Annotated in this window: 23 protein-coding genes; all 23 read left to right on the forward strand. The window is 34.4% G+C overall.

What is annotated here, in order from left to right:
* Positions 1 to 19 precede the first annotated feature (19 nt).
* On the forward strand, positions 20 to 2,050 hold the full coding sequence (flhA, locus tag BEN26_RS08295; RefSeq protein WP_068723865.1) for a flagellar biosynthesis protein FlhA: 2,031 nt from the start codon (positions 20 to 22) through the stop codon (positions 2,048 to 2,050).
* Complete coding sequence (gene flhF, locus BEN26_RS08300) at positions 2,050 to 3,141, forward strand: flagellar biosynthesis GTPase FlhF (RefSeq protein WP_069798706.1); 1,092 nt, start codon at positions 2,050 to 2,052, stop codon at positions 3,139 to 3,141. The genes flhA and flhF overlap by 1 nt, the downstream gene beginning before the upstream one ends.
* Positions 3,142 to 3,143: 2 nt before the next feature.
* A complete protein-coding gene (locus BEN26_RS08305) occupies positions 3,144 to 4,013 on the forward strand; it encodes a MinD/ParA family protein (protein WP_255421877.1) in 870 nt (289 codons plus the stop codon).
* A 10-nt stretch (positions 4,014 to 4,023) separates the two neighbouring features.
* Positions 4,024 to 5,115, forward strand: a complete 1,092-nt coding sequence (locus BEN26_RS08310; RefSeq protein WP_069798704.1) for a protein-glutamate methylesterase/protein-glutamine glutaminase — start codon at positions 4,024 to 4,026, stop codon at positions 5,113 to 5,115.
* Positions 5,106 to 7,094, forward strand: coding sequence for a chemotaxis protein CheA (locus BEN26_RS08315; RefSeq protein WP_069798702.1), 1,989 nt, complete (start codon positions 5,106 to 5,108; stop codon positions 7,092 to 7,094). Before BEN26_RS08310 ends, BEN26_RS08315 begins: the two co-directional genes overlap by 10 nt.
* Before the next feature lie 11 nt (positions 7,095 to 7,105).
* A complete protein-coding gene (locus tag BEN26_RS08320) occupies positions 7,106 to 7,585 on the forward strand; it encodes a chemotaxis protein CheW (protein ID WP_069798701.1) in 480 nt (159 codons plus the stop codon).
* A gap of 2 nt (positions 7,586 to 7,587) precedes the next feature.
* Entirely contained in the window at positions 7,588 to 8,208 is a 621-nt protein-coding gene (locus tag BEN26_RS08325) for a chemotaxis protein CheC (RefSeq protein WP_069798699.1), read from the forward strand.
* Complete coding sequence (locus tag BEN26_RS08330) at positions 8,205 to 8,690, forward strand: chemotaxis protein CheD (protein ID WP_069798697.1); 486 nt, start codon at positions 8,205 to 8,207, stop codon at positions 8,688 to 8,690. Before BEN26_RS08325 ends, BEN26_RS08330 begins: the two co-directional genes overlap by 4 nt.
* Positions 8,687 to 9,001 (forward strand): hypothetical protein, encoded by a 315-nt coding sequence (locus BEN26_RS08335; protein ID WP_069798695.1) that lies wholly within the window; start codon positions 8,687 to 8,689, stop codon positions 8,999 to 9,001. The genes BEN26_RS08330 and BEN26_RS08335 overlap by 4 nt, the downstream gene beginning before the upstream one ends.
* Before the next feature lie 17 nt (positions 9,002 to 9,018).
* Entirely contained in the window at positions 9,019 to 9,789 is a 771-nt protein-coding gene (locus BEN26_RS08340; RefSeq protein ID WP_068723885.1) for a FliA/WhiG family RNA polymerase sigma factor, read from the forward strand.
* A gap of 29 nt (positions 9,790 to 9,818) precedes the next feature.
* Positions 9,819 to 11,237, forward strand: coding sequence for a flagellar assembly protein A (locus tag BEN26_RS08345; protein WP_181482245.1), 1,419 nt, complete (start codon positions 9,819 to 9,821; stop codon positions 11,235 to 11,237).
* Positions 11,238 to 11,268: 31 nt separating this feature from the next.
* Entirely contained in the window at positions 11,269 to 11,520 is a 252-nt protein-coding gene (locus BEN26_RS08350; RefSeq protein WP_068723887.1) for a hypothetical protein, read from the forward strand.
* A gap of 23 nt (positions 11,521 to 11,543) precedes the next feature.
* Positions 11,544 to 11,954 (forward strand): DUF2802 domain-containing protein, encoded by a 411-nt coding sequence (locus BEN26_RS08355; RefSeq protein WP_069798693.1) that lies wholly within the window; start codon positions 11,544 to 11,546, stop codon positions 11,952 to 11,954.
* Positions 11,947 to 12,417, forward strand: a complete 471-nt coding sequence (locus tag BEN26_RS08360) for an MltG/YceG/YrrL family protein (RefSeq protein ID WP_069798691.1) — start codon at positions 11,947 to 11,949, stop codon at positions 12,415 to 12,417. Before BEN26_RS08355 ends, BEN26_RS08360 begins: the two co-directional genes overlap by 8 nt.
* 146 nt (positions 12,418 to 12,563) lie before the next feature.
* Positions 12,564 to 13,262 carry a 30S ribosomal protein S2 gene (rpsB, locus tag BEN26_RS08365; protein WP_068723895.1) on the forward strand — a complete coding sequence of 233 codons (699 nt, stop codon included), beginning with the start codon at positions 12,564 to 12,566 and terminating at the stop codon, positions 13,260 to 13,262.
* Positions 13,263 to 13,359: 97 nt separating this feature from the next.
* Positions 13,360 to 14,010, forward strand: a complete 651-nt coding sequence (tsf, locus tag BEN26_RS08370) for a translation elongation factor Ts (RefSeq protein ID WP_068723898.1) — start codon at positions 13,360 to 13,362, stop codon at positions 14,008 to 14,010.
* 126 nt (positions 14,011 to 14,136) lie between these two features.
* The gene (pyrH, locus tag BEN26_RS08375; protein WP_069798689.1) at positions 14,137 to 14,877 is read left to right on the forward strand and encodes a UMP kinase; all 741 of its coding nucleotides are present in this window, start codon (positions 14,137 to 14,139) and stop codon (positions 14,875 to 14,877) included.
* Complete coding sequence (gene frr / locus BEN26_RS08380; protein ID WP_069798688.1) at positions 14,861 to 15,418, forward strand: ribosome recycling factor; 558 nt, start codon at positions 14,861 to 14,863, stop codon at positions 15,416 to 15,418. Before pyrH ends, frr begins: the two co-directional genes overlap by 17 nt.
* A 118-nt stretch (positions 15,419 to 15,536) precedes the next feature.
* Positions 15,537 to 16,313: an undecaprenyl pyrophosphate synthase gene (locus tag BEN26_RS08385; protein ID WP_069798686.1), complete on the forward strand. Its 777-nt coding sequence runs from the start codon at positions 15,537 to 15,539 to the stop codon at positions 16,311 to 16,313.
* A 12-nt stretch (positions 16,314 to 16,325) separates the two neighbouring features.
* Positions 16,326 to 17,117: a phosphatidate cytidylyltransferase gene (locus tag BEN26_RS08390; protein WP_069798684.1), complete on the forward strand. Its 792-nt coding sequence runs from the start codon at positions 16,326 to 16,328 to the stop codon at positions 17,115 to 17,117.
* Positions 17,118 to 17,131: 14 nt separating this feature from the next.
* Complete coding sequence (locus BEN26_RS08395) at positions 17,132 to 18,292, forward strand: 1-deoxy-D-xylulose-5-phosphate reductoisomerase (protein ID WP_068723904.1); 1,161 nt, start codon at positions 17,132 to 17,134, stop codon at positions 18,290 to 18,292.
* A gap of 5 nt (positions 18,293 to 18,297) precedes the next feature.
* Positions 18,298 to 19,548, forward strand: a complete 1,251-nt coding sequence (gene rseP, locus BEN26_RS08400) for an RIP metalloprotease RseP (protein ID WP_255421878.1) — start codon at positions 18,298 to 18,300, stop codon at positions 19,546 to 19,548.
* Between the two features lie 26 nt (positions 19,549 to 19,574).
* Positions 19,575 to 20,636: a flavodoxin-dependent (E)-4-hydroxy-3-methylbut-2-enyl-diphosphate synthase gene (ispG, locus tag BEN26_RS08405; protein WP_069798683.1), complete on the forward strand. Its 1,062-nt coding sequence runs from the start codon at positions 19,575 to 19,577 to the stop codon at positions 20,634 to 20,636.
* Positions 20,637 to 20,813: the final 177 nt, after the last annotated feature.

The following is a 20,813-nucleotide window of genomic DNA, read 5'->3' on the forward strand; positions in this document are numbered from 1 at the left end:
AAATTGGAGGTGAAATGAGGTGAAGCAATGGAAACAATTGATTGTTCCTATTGGAGTTGTTCTAATTGTCTTGATGATGGTTCTCCCCTTACCTACTTGGCTTTTAAGTTTTTTATTGATTATCAATTTATCCCTTGCATTAACAATTGTTCTCGTTGCTATGTTTACGAGGGAACCATTACAATTTTCGATTTTCCCATCTTTATTATTGATTACTACCTTATTTCGCCTATCTTTAAATGTATCAACAACAAGGTCGATTTTAAAAAATGGTGATGCAGGCCAAGTTATTGAAGCATTTGGTCAATTTGTTGTTGGGGCAGACCCTGTGATCGGTTTTATCGTATTTATCATCTTAGTGATTATTCAATTTGTGGTTATTACCAAGGGTTCAGAACGTGTTGCAGAGGTTGCTGCTCGTTTCACATTAGACGCGATGCCTGGAAAGCAAATGAGTATTGATGCGGATTTAAATGCTGGTTTAATTACAGAACAGCAAGCAAGGGAAAGAAGAAGAAATATTGAAAGAGAAGCAGATTTTTATGGAGCGATGGATGGTGCCAGCAAATTTGTTAAAGGTGATGCCATAGTTGGAATCATCATCCTAATCATCAATGTGATTGGTGGATTAATTATTGGGATGGTTTATTTTAATCTAAGTATTAGGGAATCTGCAGAAAGGTTTACCTTATTATCTGTCGGTGATGGGTTAGTTAGCCAAATCCCAGCATTACTTATTTCAACAGCAACAGGTATTATTGTAACTCGAGCTGCTTCGGATGGGAATTTAAGTGAAGATATCACTAGTCAGATCTTTGCTTATCCTAAATTACTATATGTAGTTGCAGCTACTATAGCAATTCTTGGCCTTACACCTATTGGACCCATTACCTTTCCGATTGCTGGAGTTTTAGCTTTTGGTGGTTACAAAATGCAAAAGGCACAGATTCAGGAATTGTCTATGACAGAACAATTAGAAGAAGAAAAAGAAATTGAGCAGGTTCGAAGCCCTGAAAATATCGTTCAATTATTACAAATCGATCCTATTGAATTTGAATTTGGTTATGGTCTTATTCCATTAGCCGATGCCAATCAAGGGGGAGATTTGCTTGATCGAGTAATTATGATTAGAAGACAAATTGCTCTTGAATTAGGATTGATGGTGCCTGTTGTAAGAATTAGAGATAATATCCAGTTAAAGCCAAACCAATATGTGATTAAAATAAAAGGAAATAAAGTAGCAGAAGGGGATATTTTATTAGATCATTATCTCGCCATGAATGCGGGAATCGAGGATGATTCAATCACAGGAATTCAAACTGTAGAACCAGCTTTTGGTTTACCGGCGTTATGGATAAATGATGAAATGAGAGAACAAGCGGAAATGGCAGGCTATACTGTCGTAGACGCTCCTTCTGTCGTTGCAACACACTTAACCGAAGTGATAAAGAAGCATTCAGCAGAATTATTAGGAAGGCAGGAAGTTAAAACGTTGATAGACCATGTAAAGGAATCACAGCCTGCATTAGTAGATGAATTGGTACCTAATTTGCTAACAGTTGGGGAAATACAGAAAGTATTAGCCAATTTGTTAAAAGAAAAGATTTCAATTCGTAACTTGGTTACGATTTTTGAGACCTTAGCAGATTATGCAACTTATTCTAAAGATCCAGGGATTCTAACTGAATATGTAAGGCAATCACTTTCTAGACAAATCACGTTACAATATACTGAACCAAACCAACCACTTAAAGTGATTACAATCGGTCCGGGCTTGGAGAAAAAAATTGCAGAAAGTGTGCAACATACTGATCAGGGTAGTTATTTAGCAATTGATCCGAATACTTCCCAGCTTCTTTATAAAAAACTAAATGAACAAGTAAGTCAATTAGTGCAAATAGGACAGCAACCAATTATTCTAACCTCTCCAATGACACGAATGTATGTCAGACAATTTGTTGAACGAATGATGCCTGAACTACCTATTCTTTCTTATAATGAATTGGAACCCTATGTTGAAGTTCAAAGTGTAGGAGTGGTGAATATATAATGAAGGTAAAACGATATGTGGTTGATTCATTACCTCAAGCGATGGAACAAATCAAAATGGAATTAGGAAAAGATGCAATCATTTTGCATACAAAGAAGATAAGAATTGGTGGATTTTTGGGTTTGTTTGGAAAAGAAAAAACGGAGGTGATTGCAGCAGTAGATCAAAAAACACCAATGTTAGCTGAAACAACAAGAATAGATAAACCTCTTAAACCTTCCAATACCAATGTTTTATTACAGGAAGTAAAAGATTTAAAGTCTTTTATGGTTAAAATGATGGTCAACGAGAATGAAACTATCCATTTTAAAACTGTTTATCAGAATGAAATGAAGGAAATATATAAACGTCTTATTGAACAAGGGGTAAAAGAAGAGGTTGCAGTTGAACTTTTAGAAGATACAATCAAAAGGATAGATCAGCAAGAAAACAAAGGAAAGATTATCGAAGAAGTTAAACAGAACCTTATCAATCGGATGAATGCGAAACATCGTGAAATACAAGATAAAACAAAAATTCTTCATTTTGTAGGTCCGACAGGCGTAGGGAAAACAACGACAATCGCTAAATTAGCTGCAGAACAAGTCTTAAAATATAAAAAACGTATTGCCTTCATTACAGCAGATACATACCGAATTGCAGCGGTTGATCAACTAAAAACTTATGCAGAAATTCTCAATAGTCCTTTAGAAGTCGTTTTTTCTCCACAAGAAACTCAAAGGGCAATAGATAAGCTAAAAGATTATGACTTAATTTTTATGGATACAGCAGGGCGTAACTACCACAATGAAATGTATATTTCTGAATTGAATCGAATTTTAGCCAAAACTGACGCAAGCGAAACATTCTTAGTCCTAAGTCTTACTCACAAATATGAAGATATGGTATCTATTTTGGGACAGTTTAATAAAGTAAAGATCGATAAGCTATTATTTACCAAATATGACGAAACCTTGACATATGGTGCAATTTTAAACATTATCTTTTCCTTTCCATATAAAATTTCTTATATTACAAATGGTCAAAATGTACCTGATGACATTGAAGTATTTAATGTAGAGAAACTGGCTAAGGCTATATTGGGGGTTTAATTATGATTTATGATCAAGCAGCAGATTTGAGGAAAAAATTACAATCAACTCCTAATAAAATGGAACGTCTAACAAGGGTGATTACAATCACAAGCGGTAAGGGAGGAGTTGGAAAGTCTAATTTTACCCTAAATTTTGCCTTAGCGTTGTTGGAAAAGCAACATAAAACAGTTATCTTGGATGCAGATATTGGCTTAGCAAATATCGATATTCTCATGGGAATTGCACCAAAATATACTTTGCAGGATATGCTATACCAACATTTGCAAATCTGGGACATCCTAGAAAAAGGGCCTAACGAATTAGAATTTATTGCTGGTGGGTCTGATTTAGAAGGACTTTTTGATATGAACAAAAAATATTTTCCTTATCTATTTGAACAGTTTCTCTTGCTTAATGGTTATGTAGATACCTTACTAATTGATACAGGAGCAGGGGTTACCCCAGAATCTTTAAAATTTATGTTCTCTTCAGATGAGATTTTCTTAGTTACATCACCGGAACCAACTTCAATAACTGATGCTTATGCGATGATTAAAATGATTTTTTCTAAAAAGAAAGAAATAAAGATTTCTTTAGTAATAAATCGCGTTACCAACGAACAAGAGGGACATAATACGGCAAATCGAATCAAAGCAGTAGCAAAACGATTTTTGAACTGCGATATTGGCTTACTTGGGTTTATATATGATGATGAAATCGTACCAAAAGCCGTAAAAAAACAAGAACCATTTTATTTATCTTATCCAAATAGTAGAGCTTCCAGAAGTATTAATAATTTGGTACAAAATTATTTAAGTAATCATGAATATGTTCACTCAAAAGGTGTTCGTACCTTTTTAGAAAGAATGACATACTGGTTTCATAGATAGAGGTGATAGTATGAAACCTATTCGAGTTTTAGTTGTAGATGATTCATTTTTTATGAGGAAGCTCATTTCTGATTTTTTAGTAGAAAGTGGGATCATAGAAGTAATAGATACAGCCAAAAATGGAATTGAAGCTGTAGAAAAACATCTTAGACTGAATCCAGATGTGATCACGATGGATGTCGAGATGCCTCAAATGAATGGGTTAGAAGCACTAGAGCAAATCATGAAAAAGAAGCCTGTCCCAATTATTATGCTTAGTAGTTTAACCAAACAGGGTACAGATATTACAGTTCAAGCATTACAAAAAGGGGCATTCGATTTTGTTGCAAAACCTTCTGGGGCTATTTCGTTTGATATAAAAAAGGTTAAAGATGAATTGATAGATAAAATAATAATTGCTCATCGTCAAAAGGAAAAATGGCATAAACACTTGAATTATAATGATAGAGAAGAAACAAAGGAAGAAACAAAAACGGTAAATTGTCTCGAGATTGAAACTGGTCATATAGAGGGAATCATTGCTATTGGAACTTCAACTGGTGGACCAAAGGCTTTACAAGAGGTAATCACAAAGATCCCAAAAAACTTCCCCTATGGAATTTTAATTGTACAACATATGCCTGCGGGTTTTACAAAATCTCTAGCCACACGTTTAAATTCACTATCTGAGATTGAAGTGCTTGAGGCAGAAGATCAGCAAATAATTAAGGCTGGGACAGCATATATTGCACCCGGAAATTATCATATGACTGTTCGGCAACTTCAAAAACAGTTTAAAATTGAACTTAATCAGAATGATCCAGTATCAGGACATCGCCCATCCGTAGATGTTTTATTTCAATCGTTGGCCACAATACGTACAAAGAAAATCTTTGTTATTATGACGGGAATGGGAAGCGATGGAACAAAAGGTTTAACGATAGCAAAACAAGGGGAGCAAGTGATTACCATTGGCGAGGATGAGACAACCTGTGTGGTTTATGGAATGCCAAAGTCAGCAATCCAAAAAGGATTAATTGATATGGTTATTCCATTGCATCATATTACAAATAAAATTTTAGAATCTGTTCAAAAACAGAGGAGGTGGCAGTCATGGATTTAAATCAATATGTAGAGATATTTTTAGAGGAATCTAAAGAACATTTACAATCATTAAATGAGAAATTATTATTACTAGAAAAAGATCGACAAAATCTCGATTTGGTTAATGAAATTTTTAGATCTGCCCATACGTTGAAAGGAATGGCTGCAACGATGGGTTATGAAAGTATGGCTACATTAACTCATGAGATGGAAAACGTATTAGATCAAGTTAGAAACCATAAAAAACAGGTTGACCCGCGTTTAATGGATACGATTTTTCATTGTGTTGATTTGTTAGAACAAATGATTCTTTCAATCAGTGATGGTGGAGATGGTAACTTAGATAGTTCTACCGTAATCAATGAACTACAAGGGATCGTCTCAGGTAATTCAACATTGCCTAATGTAGCTACAGACGTGGAAATTAAGAGTGAGGATAGGAATCAGATAACATTTGATGAATATGAAAAAACAGTTTTACACCAATCCTTAGAATCAGGTTTTCTAGTTTATCATTTAAAAATTTTCCTTGATCAAGGAAGTATGCTTAAGTCTGCTAGAGCATATATGGTTTTTCGAGCATTAGAACAATTTGGTGAGATTTTAAAAGCTATTCCTTCAGTAGAAGAAATTGAAAATGAGGATTTTGATCATGAATTTTCAGTCATTCTAATATCAAAAAACCAGCAAGAAGATATTAAAAAAGAAATTTTACATATCTCTGAAATTGTTGACGTTCAAATTACAACAATTTCTAGTACTCTATTAAATGAACATGATAAAAAAGTAGAGACTAATTCGCAAGCTCAGCAAAATAATCAAAATATACAGCAACATCATAAAGGTCCAACAGGTAAAATGATCCGTGTCGATATTGAACGGTTAGATGAATTGATGAACTTGTTTAGTGAATTGGTCATCGATAGAGGTCGGTTGGAGCAACTATCTGCTGAAATAAGGAATTCTGAATTAACAGATACGGTTGAACACATGAGTCGAATTAGTAGTAATTTACAAAATATTATTTTGAATCTACGAATGGTTCCAATTGAACAGGTATTTAATCGTTTTCCAAGAATGATTAGAGATTTAGCTAAAGAACTTAATAAAAAAGTAAATTTAACGATTATTGGAGCTGAAACTGAACTAGATCGAACCGTCATTGACGAAATAGGAGACCCACTTGTTCATTTGTTAAGAAATGCGATAGACCACGGACTAGAATCGGTTGAGAAAAGAATTAAGAATCATAAACCTGAAACAGGAGAAATTTCTCTTAAAGCATATCATAGTGGGAATTATGTATTTATCGAGATAAGTGATGATGGTAGTGGAATTGATAAAGAAAAAGTTCTTAAAAAGGCAATAGAACGTCAGCTAATCAGTCAAGAAGAGGCAAGGAATTTGACAAACAATCAAATTTATAACCTTTTATTTGCTTCAGGATTAAGTACTGCTGACAAGATTTCAGACATTTCTGGGCGTGGTGTTGGTCTTGATGTTGTAAAATCAAAGATTGAAGCCTTAGGTGGTTTTGTTTCTATTGAATCAGAATTAGGTAAAGGAACAACGTTTACTATTCAGTTACCTTTAACACTTTCTATTATTTCGGCTATGTTAGTTAGAATACAAAATGAAAAATATGCAATACCTTTAAGTTCAATTATTGAAACAGCCATCTATAGACCGGAAGAAATCATGTATGCCCATAAACAACAAGTGATTGATTTTCGAGGGCATATTGTGCCACTTGTTTCGCTAAAGAAAGTATTTGAAGTACCTGATGGGGATATTGAAGAAGAGGATATTTCTGTCGTAATTGTGCGTAAAGGAGAAAAAATGGCTGGCTTAATCGTTGATTCCTTTATTGGTCAACAAGAAATCGTACTTAAATCTTTAGGTTCCTATTTACCACATGTATTTGCTATTTCTGGTGCAACAATTCTTGGCGATGGTCAGGTTGCTTTAATTATCGATACAAATTCGTTAATAAAATAGGAGGGATTCATATGAGCAATACAGTAGAACAAAACAGTAGTGAAATTAAATTTATTGTCTTTCGTTTAGGAAGTGAGGAGTATGGAGTAGATGTTCAACAAGTAAAATCTATTGAACGGATGGAACATATCACCCGTGTTCCAAACACTCCTCCTTTTGTAAAAGGGGTTATTAACCTTCGAGGAGTTGTTATTCCGATCATTGACCTAAGAAGACGTTTTAGTATTGAACAAAAAGATTATAATGAATCTACCCGTATCATAATTGTAAATGTAGAAGAGATGGAAGTAGGATTAATAGTAGATGCAGCAAATGATGTAATTGACATCCCTGTTCAAGCGATTGAACCACCTCCAAAAGTGGTTGGTGCTGTCGAGGCTATTTATCTTCGTGGTGTTGCTAAATTAGCTAATCGCCTACTTATTTTGCTTAATTTAGATAAAGTGCTAAATGTGGATGAAATGAAAGAATTGGAAAAATTCGGTGCATAGTGATGAACAAATTAAATCAATTAAAAGATTTACAACTTGACCTGTTAAAAGAAGTAGGAAATATAGGAGCAGGACACGCTGCGACTGCCCTTTCCACTATGATTGAGAAAACGATTGAAATGAATGTCCCTAAGGTGAAAATTCTCCCCTTTTCCGAGATCGAAGAGTTTTTAGGGGGAGAAGATCAAGTCATGGTTGGAATTTTTTTAAGAGTAGAAGGCGATGTTCCTGGAAATATGTTTTTTATGATGACGAAAGAATCTGCAAAGCAATTATTAAAATATATGTTAAACAGTGATGATGTAAAGCACGAGGAATTTACAGATTTGGAATATTCAGCTTTAAACGAATTAGGGAATATATTAACAGGTTCCTACCTTTCATCACTAGCAGATTTTACAAACCTTAAAATGAATCCTACTGTTCCATCTATTGCAATTGATATGGTAGGTGCGATTCTAAGTTTTGGTTTAATTCAAATTAGTCAATACAGTGATGTTGCGATTGTAATTGATACCACATTTCTTGATGGCAATAATTTAGTAGAAGGCCACTTCTTTTTGATTCCTGACCCAGAATCATTTCAGCCTCTATTTTCAGCTTTAGGAGTACCATGGGAATGAGTGTAATCAAAGTAGGCATGGCAGACTTGAACATCGCAATTCACCCAGATCGACTTAGAACAACTGGATTGGGTTCTTGTGTGGGAATTGCGATTGTTGACAAGATTAACCATATAGGTGGTTTAGCCCATATAATGCTTCCATCTTCAGAAATGGTTAAAATAGGTCAACTTAATAAAGCTAAGTATGCAGATACTGCGGTGCCATTATTAGTTGAAAAAATGGTTCAATTGGGTGCAAAGAAAAGTTTAATGGTTGCTAAATTAGCTGGTGGCGCACAAATGTTTCAGTTTCAATCTCAAAATGATATGATGAGAATTGGCCCAAGAAATGTGGAGGCCTCAAAAGAATCTCTAAAAGAATTAGGTATTCCTATCATTGCAGAAGATACGGGTGGGAATTTTGGTAGAACAATAGAATTGGATATTTTAACAGGCATACTTTATATTAAAACAGCTAATCAAGGTGTAAATGAGATATGAAAGTTGTTAAAGAATTGTTGTTTGGAGTTGTTCTTGGTTGTTTTGCTTTCTTGTTAGTTTTTATTCTAAATTGGAAAGTGAACTTGTTTTATACTTCTTTGATTCGAGGACTTTTTGCTTTTATCGTGTTTACAGCAGTGGGTATCATTATTGGATTTTTATTGATACCACAACAAAAACAGCATATTGATGTAAAAGCCTCAATAAACGATGAAGATTTATTTCAACCTCTTCATTTTCCAAAAATAGAAAATGAAGATGAAATAGAGAAATATGTAAATGGGATTCGAAACTTGTCTCAAGATGAATAGAAAGTTGGTGTCATCATATGAAAAGCCTAGAACAACAAAAAATAAATCAACTTTGGCAATCATGGCGAGATAATGATGATCCAAAAGCCTATGAAGAATTGGTAGAGCATTATATGAGGTTAGTAGAGCAAATTGTAAATAAAATGAAAAAATCATTATCAAATCAAGTTACTTTTGATGAATTAAAAAGTCATGGTGTGATTGGTTTACTTGATGCTTTAACAAAATTTGACCCTCATAGAGGCTTACAATTTGAAACTTATGCTAGTCTTCGTATTCGTGGAGCAATATTGGATGGAATACGTGAAAACGATTGGATCCCACGTTCTATTCGTGAAAAGGCAAAAAAAATTGAACGAGCTTACCAAGAATTGGAACAAAAATTTTTAAGATCTGTTTCTGATCTAGAAGTAACACAATATCTAGGAATGGAACTAGATGAGTTTTATCAAAGCATTAAAGAAACCGCTTTTCTAAGTTATATATCTTTAGATGAACCGATTGATGAGGAAGGGGAAAATACCCGTTTATCTATGCTTTCAGATTCAAGGCAGGTTATCGAGGAAAAAATTAATCAGCAAAATCTCAAGGATATTTTGTCAAAAGCAATAGATCGTTTGCCAGAAAAAGAAAAATTAGTGGTTTCATTATATTATTATGAGGAATTAAATTTAACGGAGATATCAGAGATTTTAGAATTATCAACCTCAAGAATATCACAGTTACATACAAAGGCAATCTATCGACTAAGAGGATCTTTAAGTAGGCAAAAGAAAAACATTTTCTAATCTTAATTATTTTTTTGGGGGGCTATATGATGGACAATCAACTTGAAATGGAGAAATTGTCAACGATCATTGAAGTCACTATTTTGAATTCAGGTATGTTGGCAACTTTAACTTTTGTTTACGATGATAGAATCAATAGCCCTATTCCCAGTGAGTTAATGAAAGAATATTTAGAAAAACATAAGGTTATCTATGGTTTGGATGAGCAACAACTTTCATTAATATGTGCTCATCCATTAACATATATAGGAAAAACTGTTAACATCGCTCATGGTTTGGCTCCGCTTGATGGAAAAGATGCTCGTATAGAATGGGGTGAATTTTATATTCAAGAAAATACTGGACCAAAGGAGTTAAGTGATGGGAGAGTAGATTATTATTCAGTTAAGAGAATTCTTAATGTTAAAAAAGGTGAATTGATCGCTCAAAAGATTCCTTTTACTGAAGGAGAGGCAGGAAGAACAGTATCAGGAGATCTTATTCCTGCAAAAAAAGGAAAAGATGTCTATTTAAAACCGGGGAAAAATGTGGTAATGAATCAAACAAAGGATAAATTTTATGCTGCAATTGATGGTCAAGTCGTTGTTACAGATCAGGACAAAATTAATGTTTTCCCTATCTATGAAGTGAATGGAGACGTAGATTTTAGTGTTGGGAATATTGATTTTGTCGGTACTGTCGTAATTCGAGGGAACGTACCGGATGGTTTTAAAATTTGGGCAACAGGAGATATTCGAATTTATGGAAATGTAGAGGGATCAAAACTAATTGCTGGTGGAGATATTATTATTCAACAGGGAGTAATCGGCCATAATAAATCTTTGATTAAATCGAAAAAAGACGTAATAGCTTCTTTTATTCTTGAAGGGGACATTCATGCTTATGAGCATGTTTATGTTTCGCAAAGTATTATGCATAGTAATGTTAGTGCTGGAAAGCAAGTCACTTGTTCTGGAACAAAAGGTTTAATTGTCGGAGGTAAGATACAAGCAGGTGAGAAAATTTCAGCTATCACAATTGGCAATCAATTAGCGACTTCAACAATACTAGAAGTAGGGATGAATCCTGAATTAAGAAGTGAATTAAATCATCTTCAGACTGAAAAACGAGAAATCTTTCATTCTTTAGATAAAATAAAAAAAGCACTTCATTTACTAGAAAAAATGCAGAGAACTACTAATACATTACCACCAGAAAAGAAACAGCTACAGGTGGAGTTAATCAATCAACAGATATCTATGGAGAGAAAGATAAAAGAAATCATGGAGCGAGAAAAAGAAATAGAAAGCCAATTTAATCGTATTGAACGAGCAACCATAGAAGTATTTAAGGTGATTTATCCAGGAGTGAAGTTAGTGATTGGTAAAACAAACAAGTTTATTAACCAGGAATATAAGCATATAAAATTTGTGCTAGAAGAGGGAGAAATTATTGCTAAACTGTTATAAATCTTTGTAATATTGTAAGGGGTGAAATACTATGAGCCTAAGGTCACTTGAACTTCATTTGACTTTCCCTAAAATGCAGGAAATAAGCAAGTATCAACAAAACATGCAGCAAAAAGCAATCGTTGAGCAAAGCTTATTTCTTACAGAGACAAAACAGTTAGACAAAGAAAAACGTAAAAAAATTGACAAAACAAATAAATCTCAATTAAATGAAAATAATTCAACAAGAACACCAAGAAATAATGACCCTAACAAAGGAAGAATGATAGATATTAAACTATAACTTATCCAGTAAAGGTGATATAAATGAACATCATTTGGTTACAATTCATTCTGCTTTTTATTGGTATTGTTTTTTTAATTATTTCTTTTTTCAAGCCGAATCAGGATTCAATTATTGATGAAAAAATTGAAAAAGTATTTGATGAATTTACGATTCAATTGGACTTTGAAAATCAAGAGTTATTTAAGCAAATAAAAAAGTCACAACAAGAATATTATGCAGAATTAAACAGGAAAATGAAAAATGTGGAAGAACGTTTAGATAAAATAGAACGAGATAAAGGAACGAATCATGTAAACCCAAGATATGCGCAAATCTTTGAACTCTATCAATCAGGAGCCTCAATTGATGCGATCGCAAAAAAAATGAAAATGGGGCATGGGGAAATCGAGTTGATATTAGAACTTGCTAAGAAAGGACTAAAGTATGTTTAGTAACAAAAACTTTTTAAAAGGCATGGGAATTGGTTTTATCTTAAGCAGTATATTTTTATTTTGGTTTGTTAAACCTCCTTCTGAAACCCCAACTCCAACCCCAGCCGAGTTAATCAAAAATATTTCAATCGAGGAACTTAAACAACTTATCACTGAAAAAGGGTATGTTATTTACAAACCTGAAGAAATTGAAGCTTTAAAAGAAGAAAACAAAGAAACAGATTCTAAGACACCAGAAAAGGTTCAATTTGTGATCCAAAAGGGTATGACATCTTATAAAGTTGCTGATCTATTAGTTTCGTCAAATATAATTAAAGATAAACAGCAGTTTTTAAACATATTAAGCCAATATGGACTAATGAAAAATATTCAAATCGGGAATTATACTTATCATTCAGATATGACTTTAGATGATTTGATTTCACTCATAACCCATAAAAAAGTGGAAGAATGGAAAAAGTAAATAAGTTGCATCCTATTGCTAATTATGGTATATTAAATCTCGGTGTTAAAAACACACGCTTACCAATTTAATTACGGGTGCTATATGATTAGTTGTAATTAAAAATGAAGTAAGCGGAGGAAAAAAACCAAAGGAGGTGTTGAGATATGGCAGTTATTTCCATGAAACAATTATTGGAGGCAGGGGTTCATTTTGGTCACCAAACACGCCGTTGGAACCCAAAAATGGAACGCTATATCTTCACAGAAAGAAATGGTATTTATATTATTGATTTACAAAAAACAGTTAAGAAAGTAGAAGAAGCTTATAACTTTATTAAAGAAGTTGCAGCTTCTGGTAAGAGCATTCTTTTTGTCGGAACAAAAAAACAAGCTCAAGATTCTGTAAAAGAAGAAGCAGAACGCTCTGACAGCTTTTATATCAATCAACGTTGGTTAGGTGGTACTTTAACTAACTTTGCAACAATTCAAAAACGTATTGACCGTTTAAGTCAATTAGAAACAATGGAAGCTGACGGGACTTTTGATGTCCTTCCTAAAAAAGAAGTAATCATTCTTAAAAAAGAAAAAGAACGTCTAGAAAAATTCTTAGGCGGTATTAAAGGAATGAAAGAACTTCCTGGTGCATTGTTCGTTATTGATCCTCGTAAGGAGCGTATTGCTGTTGCTGAGGCACACAAATTAGGGATTCCAGTTGTAGCAATTGTCGATACAAACTGTGATCCTGATGAAGTAGATTATGTCATTCCAGGTAATGATGATGCAATTCGTGCAGTGAAATTATTAACTGAAAAAATGGCAGAAGCTATTTTAGAAGGCAGACAAGGTGAACAAACAATCGCTTAATCATATGAAGGGTGGCCTAAGGGTGTTATACCCTTTACCACCCTTTTAAAATAGTACATAATGCATAGTATTATTTATTAGATCAAGGAGGATAAGAATGGAAATTACAGCATCGATGGTAAAAGAGCTTCGTGAAAAAACTGGAGCAGGAATGATGGATTGTAAAAAGGCATTAAATGAAGCAAATGGTGATATGGAAAGAGCAGTAGAGATTTTACGTGAAAAAGGTATCGCATCTGCTGCAAAAAAAGCTGGACGTATTGCTGCTGAAGGAATTGTAGAATCTTATATACATGGTGGAGGAAGAATCGGTGTTTTGGTTGAAGTTAATTGTGAAACTGACTTTGTTGCCAAAACGGACGAATTCAGAAGTTTTGTTCGCGATATAGCGATGCATATTGCTGCCACAAATCCTAGATATTTAAAGCGTGAAGAGGTTCCTCAAGAGGATATTGAAAAAGAACGCGAAATACTTAAAGCTCAAGCATTAAATGAAGGAAAACCTGAAAAAATTGTTGAGAAAATGGTAGAAGGTCGTATTGATAAATTTTATAAAGAAAACTGCCTATTAGAACAACCTTTTGTTAAAGATCCTGACAAAACCATTGAGAGTTTAGTAAAAGAACAAATCGCAAAAATTGGTGAGAATATTAATATTCGTCGTTTTATGAGATACGAACTTGGTGAAGGTCTAGAAAAGAAAGTAGACAATTTTGTTGAGGAAGTTATGGCACAAGCAAAGATGTAATTTGCTTTAAAATAGGGAACACCTTTGTGTTCCTATTTTTTTAAATTATTAGGTTTTCTTGATTAACACTTTATTAGAGCAGGAATATGATTATTGATGTAGAATAATGAACGGGGGTTCAAATTAATGGAACGTCCACAATATAAGAGAATTGTTCTTAAGTTGAGCGGAGAGGCTTTAGCAGGTCAATTAGGTTATGGAATCGACCCGAAATTTATTTTTTCTATTGCAAATCAAATAAAAGATGTTGTTTCACTTGGTGTTCAGGTTGCGATTGTGGTTGGTGGTGGCAACATTTGGCGGGGTATTTCTGGAAGTGCACAGGGTATGGATCGTGCAACCGCAGATTATATGGGAATGTTGGCAACGGTCATGAATTCTTTAGCACTACAAGACGCTTTGGAGAACATCTTGGTCCCTACAAGGGTACAAACTTCTATCGAAATGAGACAGGTTGCAGAACCCTATATTAGACGAAAAGCAATAAGACATTTAGAGAAAAATCGAGTAGTTATTTTTGCTGGTGGAACAGGCAACCCTTATTTTTCCACGGATACAACCGCTGCTTTAAGAGCGGCAGAAATCGAAGCCGATGTTATATTGATGGCTAAAAATAAAGTGGATGGTGTTTATTCATCTGATCCGCAAAAAGATAAAAACGCTACGAAGTATGAATCCTTAACCTATTTGGATCTTTTGAGAAAAGGTTTAGGAGTAATGGATTCAACTGCCTCTTCATTATGTATGGACAATCATTTACCACTTATTGTTTTTAATATTTCAGAAGAGGGAAATATTAAAAAGGTAGTATTAGGTGAAAAAATTGGAACGATTATTGGGGGGAATGAGGATGCCTCAAACAATTAAAAAGAATGCACAAGAAAGAATGGAAAAGGCGATTAGTACGTTAAAAAAAGAATTGGCAAGTGTAAGAGCTGGTCGAGCTAATGTTTCTCTATTGGACAAAGTACAAGTTGAATATTATGGAGCTCTTACGCCTTTAAATCAAATGGCGAATATTACAACACCTGATGCCCGTACACTTGTTATCCAACCTTGGGATAAGAGCATAATGGGTGAAATTGAAAAGGCGATTTTGAAATCTGAATTAGGAATCACCCCAACAAACGACGGTTCAGTGATTAGAATCAATATCCCACCTCTTACCGAAGAAAGAAGAAAAGAATTGGTAAAAGTAGTTAAGAAGATGGGGGAAGAAAGCAAAGTTGCTATTCGCAATATTCGTCGCGATGCAAATGAAGAATTAAAAAAGAAGGAGAAGAATGGGGAGATTTCCGAGGATCAATCCCATCGTACACAAGAAGAGATTCAAAAACTAACAGATAAGTTTATTGGTGATGTAGACACTGTTGTAAATACAAAAGAAAAAGAAATTATGGAAGTTTAAAGACCCTCCCTCCCTTTCATAAGGGAGGGCATTTTTTCAATCGTAAAGAACATAGTAACTTTTTCTATATGTTTAAATTTGTGGATCTGTTTAATTGTTTTGGAGTGGAGGACGAATGATGTTAAAGGGTTTGTTTGCAAAGAAAAAAGAAAATGGTTTAGACAAAAATAAACTTAATATAAAAGACCTTGACCCTTTAAATATTCCTAAACACGTTGCTATTATAATGGACGGCAATGGAAGATGGGCGAAACAAAAAGGTTTACCAAGAATTGCTGGACATCGTGAAGGAATGAAAACGATTAGAGAAGTGGCTCGAGTTGCAAATGAAGTTGGGATCAAAATTTTAACCCTTTATGCTTTTTCAACCGAAAACTGGAAAAGGCCGCAAGATGAAGTGAAATTTTTAATGGATTTACCTCAGGAGTTTTTAAGAAAAGAGCTTGACGAATTAATCGAACAAAATGTTCAGGTCAAAATGATGGGATTTGATCAACAACTCCCTGAACATACTTTAAATGCTGTACATGAAGCAGTAGAGAAGACAAAGCAAAATACTGGACTTATTTTAAATTTTGCTTTAAACTACGGTAGTCGTTATGAGATTATCTATGCGATAAGAAATATTGTTGATGATGTTTTAGCAGGCAATATTTCTAAAGATGAAATTGATGAGAAATTAATGAATCAATATCTATTAACGAAATCATATCCAGATCCTGATCTACTTATCAGAACAAGCGGCGAACTTCGAATTAGTAATTTTTTACTTTGGCAGATAGCCTATACTGAATTATGGTATACTGATGAATTTTGGCCTGAATTTAATAAACAAAGCTTATTACAAGCTATCTATGAATATCAACAAAGATCGAGGCGATTTGGATCACTATAAAGGGTGGGCTTAATGAAACAAAGGATTTTGACAGGATTAATCGGTGGAATTGGTTTTATCTATTTAGTATGGTTGGGGGAGCTTCCCTATACAATTTTAGTAATATTATTAGCATTGATAGGGTATTATGAACTTTTAAGAATGAATCAAACACCAGTATTTTCATGGCAAGGACTTATCGGACTCAATACCGTTCTATTTATCATCCTAACTCAAAATTCGCTTTTAGCTGGTATAGATCGACAACAATTAATGTCACTTTTACTTGTTTCTTTGTTTTTGTATCTTGCTTTAATTGTGATAAAGAAAAATGAAATCAATTTTGATCAGGTTTCTTATCACTTGTTTGGTGCAATGTATATTGGCTTTGGTTTTTCCTATATGTTAGAAACAAGATTGATGGAACATGGATTCCAATTTAGTCTTCTTGTTTTTTTAGCTACTTTTGCTTCTGATTCAGGGGCTTATTTTACTGGAAAATATTTAGGCAAAACTAAACTATGGCCTGAAATTAGTCCCAAGAAAACCATTGAAGGATCTATTGGAGGCATTGTCTTTGCAATTATTGTAAGTTTACTTTTAAATGCAATGTTTCAAATTACAGAGCATTTTATGCTAATGATTTGGGCAGGCATTCTTATTGCAATAACTGGACAATTTGGGGATTTAATCGAATCCGCATTAAAAAGGTCAAAAGGAGTAAAAGATTCTGGATCACTTTTACCTGGACATGGTGGAGTTCTAGATCGATTTGATAGTTTAATCTTTGTCTTTCCCATTTTGCACTTATTACATATACTTTAGATCATGGGGGTAAAGTGATGAAATACTTAGCAATACTAGGATCAACCGGCTCTATTGGTACACAAGCGTTAGAAGTCGTTCAGGCTCATCAAGACAAGTTTCGTGTTATTGGTTTATCAGCAGGATCGAATTTAACAGTCTTAAAAAAACAGATTGCAACCTTTTCTCCAAAAATCGTTTCTGTTCGTTCAAAAGATTTAGCAGAAAAACTTCGAACTGAAGTACGAAGCGATGTAAAAATCGTTTATGGGGAGGAAGGGCTTATTGAAGTTGCCACTCAGGATGATGTTGATTTTGTGATAACTGCATTAGTAGGAAGTATTGGCTTAAAACCAACAATAAAGGCAATTGAAGCAAATAAACAGATTGGTTTAGCAAACAAAGAAACCCTTGTATCTGGTGGACATTTAGTCATGGAACTAGCGAAACAATATGACGTTCCGATTATTCCTATAGATAGTGAACATTCTGCTATTTACCAAAGCCTAAATGGTGAAAAAAATACTCAAGTTAATCGAATTATCTTAACAGCATCTGGAGGCCCTTTTAGAAATAAATCTAGAGAAGATTTGAAAAACGTTACGATTGCAGATGCTTTAAAACATCCAAACTGGACAATGGGAGCAAAAATAACGATTGACTCAGCAACAATGATGAATAAAGGATTAGAGGTTATAGAGGCACATTGGTTATTTCAAATGCCTTACGAAAAAATTGATGTCATGATTCACCCTGAAAGCATCATACATTCTATGGTAGAATATATTGATAGAGCAATTATTGCTCAATTAGGAACTCCTGATATGAAGGTTCCTATTCAATATGCGATCTCTTATCCGGATCGTTTAAATCTAAATATTGATGCGCTTGATTTAACTCAGATTGGGGCATTGCACTTCTTTAAACCGGATTTAGAGAGGTTCCCTAGTCTGAAAATGGCATACCAAACAGGAAAAGAAGGAGGAACGATGCCTACAGTACTAAACGCTGCTAACGAAGTAGTAGTGGGCGCTTTTTTACAAGGTAAAGTTCCGTTTATGGAAATAGAAAGTATAATTGATGCTATTTTAGGACAGCATCAAAAGGTAAAGCATCCTTCAATTGAAGAGATCATGGAAGCTGATCGTTGGGCAAGGGTAGCAACGTCTACACTTATCAAAAGTAAAGGTTGGTGATCAGATTGAATATTGTTTTAATTTTTGAGATTGTTCTTGTTTTCGCAGCACTAATGTTTTTTCATGAATTAGGGCATTTCCTTTTTGCTAAAAAAGCAGGAATCTTCGTCAGGGAATTTTCATTAGGACTTGGACCCAAACTATTTTCTTTTAAAAAAAGAGAGACCCAATACTCCCTTAGGATTCTTCCTTTTGGTGCTTATGTTCGAATGGCAGGAGAGGACCCAGAGGTTGTAGAGATAAAAGATGGTCAAACTTTAGCCCTTAAGCTTGATTCTAAAGGAAAAGTGACAGATATTTATTTTGATGAAAAAGATTTTAGTAAAGGAATTATAATAAGAGTCAAGAGTGCAGATCTTGAACGTGAATTAACCATTAAGGGATATGACCAAGATGAACATTTGGTCAATTATTCTCTTTCAAGAGAAACAGTTATGCATTATGAAAAACAAAGTGTGCAAATTGCACCATGGGATCGACAATTTGGTTCTAAATCGATCTTAGATCGTTTTGCAACCATTTTAGCTGGACCTGTATTTAATATTATTTTAACGATTGTGTTATTCTTTGTTGTTGCGATGATGGTTGGAGTACCCTCTGAGCAAGTTAGTTTTGGAAAAGTAAACCCTGGATCACCTGCAGATAAGGCAGGGATTCAGCAAGGGGATATTGTCTTGTCGGTCGATAATACGCCTATTAAGAAAGATACGGAACTAATAGAAAAGATTCAAAAATCCCCTGGAAAAGAACTCATTTTAAAAATTGAAAGAAATGGGACAACAAAGGAGATTACAGTCATACCAGAGGAGAAGTCGGGAAAAGGGTTAATTGGGGTAGAGGTTGGACACCTTCGTGAGGAAGCAACAATTCCCAAGGCAGCATCTTCCGCAGTAACAAATACGGCTAAAATGACAGCACTTATTTTGGATAGCTTTAGATTACTTTTCTCGGGTAATGTTGGTATGAATGATTTAGCTGGACCTGTAGGAATTATGAAAATTACAAGTGATGCTGCGAAACAAGGTATGGCTACATTGATTAACTGGGCAGGGATGTTAAGCCTATATCTTGGAATATTCAATTTATTACCGATACCTGCTTTAGATGGAAGTCGTTTATTATTTCTTACCATTGAGGGTGTACGTGGTAAGCCGATTGATCCCCAAAAAGAGAGTATGGTACACCTTGTTGGATTTGCTTTATTGATGCTTTTAATGATCATTGTTACCGTGAATGATGTATCTAAAATATTTTAAATTTTGTTCTTTAGGTGGTGCTAACATTGTATAGGCGTGAGAAGACAAGACCGGTTTATGTGGGAAATGTACAAATAGGTGGTCAAAGTGATGTAGTCATCCAATCGATGGCAACAACAGATACGAGAGATATTGATGCCACAGTATCTGAAATAGAAAGACTAGCAGAAGTAGGTTGTCAAATTGTTCGGCTTGCTGTAATCAATGAGGATGCTGCTAAAGCGATTGAACAAATCAAAAAGCGTTCATCACTTCCATTAGTTGCGGATATCCATTTTGATTATAAGTTGGCATTAATTGCCTTAGAAAGTGGTATTGATAAAATACGTATCAATCCAGGAAACATTGGTTCAATTGAAAAAGTTCAGAAGGTAGTAGAAGCTTGTCGAGCAAGAAATGTACCTATTCGAATTGGTGTAAATTCTGGCTCGATTGAAAAAGAGATATTAAATAAATATGGTCATCCAACTGCAGAGGGATTGGTTGAATCAGCCTTAAAGCATGTAAAAATCTTAGAACAATTAGACTTTTATGACATGGTCATTTCTTTAAAAGCATCTAACGTTCCGATGATGATTAAAGCTTATCATCTCATGGCAGAAAAAAGAAATTATCCCTTACATGTTGGTGTAACTGAAGCAGGAACTATTTTTTCCGGAAGTATTAAATCAGCAGTGGGTATTGGCTCTGTTCTTTCAAGTGGAATTGGTGACACTATTCGCGTCTCTTTAACAGGAGAACCGACAGAAGAAATCAAGGTAGCTAAAGAAATGTTGAAGAGTTTGGAGATTAGAACAAATGAACCAGAAATCATTTCTTGTCCAACCTGTGGTAGAGTGCAAATCGATTTAATCAGTTTAGCTAATAAAGTAGAAGATGCGATCCAGAAAATTGGCCAGCCCTTAAAAGTAGCAGTAATGGGATGTGCAGTTAATGGCCCAGGTGAAGCAAGAGAAGCTGATGTTGGTGTAGCAGGAGGACATGGTGAAGGCCTGATCTTTAGAAATGGTGAAATTGTAAGAAAAGTAAAAGAAGAAGAGCTTTTTGAGGAATTGATGAAAGAAATTGAAGATATCACAAAGAAATGATAAAATGAAAGGAAAAATGGTACAATCTTTAGGTTGTACCTTTTCTCTTTTAGTGCGCCACGCATGGCGATTAACTAGACGGTGAAAGTCCGTTATGGGGGTATGTAGCAACCAACCATTAGCCTAAGGCAAGGGTGTCCATCGTGAGGTGGAATCTGAAGGAAGCCGGCGGCAAAG

The sequence above is a fragment of the Tepidibacillus sp. HK-1 genome (assembly GCF_001748485.2).
Lineage (GTDB): Bacteria > Bacillota > Bacilli > Tepidibacillales > Tepidibacillaceae > Tepidibacillus_B > Tepidibacillus_B infernus.